The 3,316-nt window shown below is 71.3% G+C and carries 3 protein-coding genes and 1 pseudogene; 3 read left to right on the forward strand and 1 reads right to left on the reverse strand.

The features are described from left to right. Positions 1–117: pseudogene (locus ACWEN3_RS44070) on the forward strand (UvrD-helicase domain-containing protein); the annotation flags it as partial. A gap of 185 nt (positions 118–302) precedes the next feature. Further along, entirely contained in the window at positions 303–539 is a 237-nt protein-coding gene (locus tag ACWEN3_RS44075; RefSeq protein WP_452983661.1) for a Smr/MutS family protein, read from the forward strand. A gap of 184 nt (positions 540–723) precedes the next feature. Here the strand turns inward: ACWEN3_RS44075 and ACWEN3_RS44080 are convergent, their stop codons facing one another. Next, on the reverse strand, positions 724–1,827 hold the full coding sequence (locus ACWEN3_RS44080) for a LacI family DNA-binding transcriptional regulator (protein ID WP_452983664.1): 1,104 nt from the start codon (positions 1,825–1,827) through the stop codon (positions 724–726). Between the two features lie 229 nt (positions 1,828–2,056). Here ACWEN3_RS44080 and ACWEN3_RS44085 point away from each other — a divergent pair, with 229 nt between their 5' ends. Beyond that, complete coding sequence (locus ACWEN3_RS44085; protein WP_452983667.1) at positions 2,057–3,244, forward strand: ABC transporter ATP-binding protein; 1,188 nt, start codon at positions 2,057–2,059, stop codon at positions 3,242–3,244. The last annotated feature ends 72 nt before the right edge of the window (positions 3,245–3,316 follow it).

Here is a 3,316-nt window from a genome sequence, read left to right on the forward strand (position 1 = left end):
GACGCGGACCAGTCCATCTACGCCTTCCGCGGCGCGACGATCCGCAACATCCTCCAGTTCGAGGAGGACTACCCGGACGCGACGACGATCCTGCTTGCCCGGCAGTCGTTTGCCACCGCACCCGCCGACATCGTCACCCAGACAGCTCACCGCCCTGTGCACGCCTGCTACCGATGAGCGACCGCGCGGACCCCCAGGGTGGGACAGTGCCGGCAGGGCGACGTACGCTGCCACTGCACGGCCCACGGGGACCCGGCTGCGGCCGGTGCCCGAGCGCATCGGAGGCGATTGCCCTGCTCACGTTGGATCTGCACCCGATCTTCCGCAACAACCGCGACATCGACATCGCGCTGCGCCAGACCCTGTTCAAGGCGGCCGCCACCGGGGTCGACGTCGTGCAGATCATCCCAGGGAAGGGGACGGGCCGGCTGAAGAAGCGAGTGCTGGCCGTGCTGGCGCAGAAGCACATCAAGAAGCTCTACGTCCGCGTGGAGACCGACGCGACCAATGCCGGACGGGTCCTGGTCCACCTTCGATGACTCCGCAGGCGGACACGACGGGCACCGTGCGTGGGCCCGGCCGGCACGAACCCGGTCGGCCGGCCTCGTAGGCGACCGCTCCGGGCCGTGGCAGCGTGGCCACCGACGTCAGCACGTTGTGCGTCCCGGCGTCGAGACGCTCGCTGAAGACCTCGCCCGTCAGAGCTGATGCGTCGGAACGGCGTCACACAGCGTTCCCCGGGGCGTGCAGGCGTCGTAGGCGGGTGGGGGCCGGGCCGGTCGACTCGCGGTCGACGTAGGTGGTGTGCAGGGTGTGCCGGCGGGGACGGGCGGTGGCTCCGTTGATGCGGCGGATGAGGATGTCCGCGGCCAGTCCGCCGAGTTCCTGCACGGGTTGGCTGACCACGCTCAGCCGGGGCCGGATGAGTGTGGTCCACTCCGCGTCGTCGAAGCCGATGACCGAGACGTCGCCGGGGATGTGGGCGTCGAGGTCGAGGAGGGCGTCCAGGGTGCCGAGCGTGGCCACGTTGTCGGTGGTGAACAGTGCGGTGGGGCGGTTGCTGGAGGTCATCAGTTCCAGTACGGCCGAGCGTGCCCAGGCTCGTTCGTAGCCGGTGTGCCGGATCAGTTCCGCGGAGCGTGGGATGCCTGCGGCGCGCAGGGCCTGGCGGTAGCCGGCGACGCGTTCCGTGGTCGTCCAGATGTCCGCTCCGGGTGCGAGGTGGGTGCCGTCGTCGCCGGGCATGGCTGAGGTGATCACCGCGATGCGGGTGTGTCCGGCGTCGGTGAACCGGGTGACCGCTGCCTTGACCGCTCCTCGGTTGTCGACGACCACGGTGTCCAGGGCGGCTCCGGTGAGCACGCGGTCGAGCAGTACCACCGGGATGCCGGCGGCGGCGGCCCGGGCGAGGTGTTCGGCGTCGGTGGCGGCCGGCGCCACTACGAGTCCGTCCACGCGGCGCTCGATGAACAGCTGGACGGCGGCTTTCTCCTTCTCGCTGTCCTCGTCGCTGTTGGCGAGGATGGCCTGGAGTCCCGCCTTGGCCGCGACGTCGGCGATGCCGCGCACGGCGCGGGCGAAGTAGGCGTTCTCCACATCGGCGACGACCACTCCGAGGGTGTCGGTGCGGCCGCTGATCATGCTGCGGGCCACGGCGTTGGTGCTGTAGCCGAGCTCGGCGGCGGCGGCCAGCACGCGTTCCCGGGTGGCCGCGCTCGCTGATCCGTAGCCGCCGAGGACGCGTGCGGCCGTCGCCTGTCCCACACCGGCGTGCCGGGCGACGTCGGGGATGGTCACGCGTCGTCGCGGCTGCGCTTGTGGGGGCATGTCCGGCTCTCTCCATGCGGCCCCGTGAACTCCGGGGAACGGGGTGGTGGGATTCAGCGCCATTCAACCATTGACGCGGGGCGTTGGGCCGTGGGTAAGGTACGACCGCGTTGGTAACGTTATCAATCCTCGCCGGAACGCACCCACTGCCGCCTTCCGGGCGGCCGTCCCCACGCCCCGCCCGACGGCCGCCCGCTTCTCCCCCATCCGAACTCCGGAGGTCTCCGCGATGGCAACCGACACCCTTTCGCCGCCACCGGCCGCCGCAGGCCCGGCCATCACCCTCGTCGACGTGGTCAAGGACTTCGGCGGCGTGAGCGACGCAGCGGCGGTGCGAGGGGTGAACCTCGCCATCGCCGAGGGAGAGTTCTTCTCGCTGCTGGGGCCGTCCGGCTGCGGCAAGACCACCACCCTGCGGATGATCGCCGGATTCGAGGAGCCGAGCAGCGGACAGATCCTGCTGCACGGCCGGGACATGGTCGGCGTCGCGGCCAACAAGCGGGACATCAACATGGTGTTCCAGTCCTACGCGCTCTTCCCGCACCTGAGCGTCGCGGACAACGTGGCGTTCGGGCTGCGACGCCGGCGTGTTCCCAAGGGCGAGATCCACGACCGGGTCGACCGCATCCTGAACACCGTCGAACTCGCCGGCAAGGCCGACCAGCGCCCCCGGCAGCTCTCCGGCGGCCAGCAGCAGCGTGTGGCCCTGGCGCGGGCCCTGGTCAACCGCCCGCGCGCCCTGCTCCTGGACGAACCGCTGGGCGCGCTCGACCTGAAGCTGCGCCAGTCCATGCAGCTGGAGCTCAAGCGGATCCAGCGCGAGGTGGGCATCACCTTCATCTACGTCACCCACGACCAGGCCGAGGCGCTGACCATGTCGGACCGGATCGCGGTGATGAACGGCGGGCTGATCGAGCAGGTCGCTCCCCCGCAGGAGGTCTACGAGCGGCCCGCCACCGCGTTCGTCGCCGGCTTCATCGGCACCTCGAACCTGATCAGCGGGCGCCTGACCACCGCCGGCCCCGAGGGCGGGGTGATCGACCTCGGCGACGGGCAGCGCATCACCGTCCCGTCCTCCGCCGCACCCGGTGCCGGATCGGAGGTCCAGCTCACCGTGAGGCCGGAGAAGATCACCCTGACCGCCGGGCCGGCCGGCGCGGCCAGCCGCGTCCGCGGGACCGTGAGCGAGGTGGTCTACCTGGGCACCTCCACCAGCTACACGGTGGCCACGAGCACCGGTGCGGAGATGACCGTCTTCCAGCCCAACGACGGCACCGCCGGGGTGGTACCGGCCCGCGGCGACACCGTCTGGCTGTCCTGGGCCACCGCCCACTCCTACCCGCTCGCCACCGCGCCCGCCGCTCCGGCCGCCGCCGGCCGGATCGCCCCCGACTCCGGTTCCCTCACCTTGAGCTGACGACAGGTCGACCCATCATGCCCCTCGAGCCCGCACCTCCCGCGCCCTGGCTGCGCGGACTGACCGAGCGCC

The organism is Streptomyces sp. NPDC004561, assembly GCF_053602155.1.

Bases quoted from the DNA above. Each gene is read 5' to 3' on its own strand.
- ACWEN3_RS44085 (WP_452983667.1), top strand. From the start codon at position 2,057: ATGGCAACCGACACCCTTTCGCCGCCACCGGCCGCCGCAGGCCCGGCC.
- ACWEN3_RS44080 (WP_452983664.1), bottom strand. From the start codon at position 1,827: ATGCCCCCACAAGCGCAGCCGCGACGACGCGTGACCATCCCCGACGTC.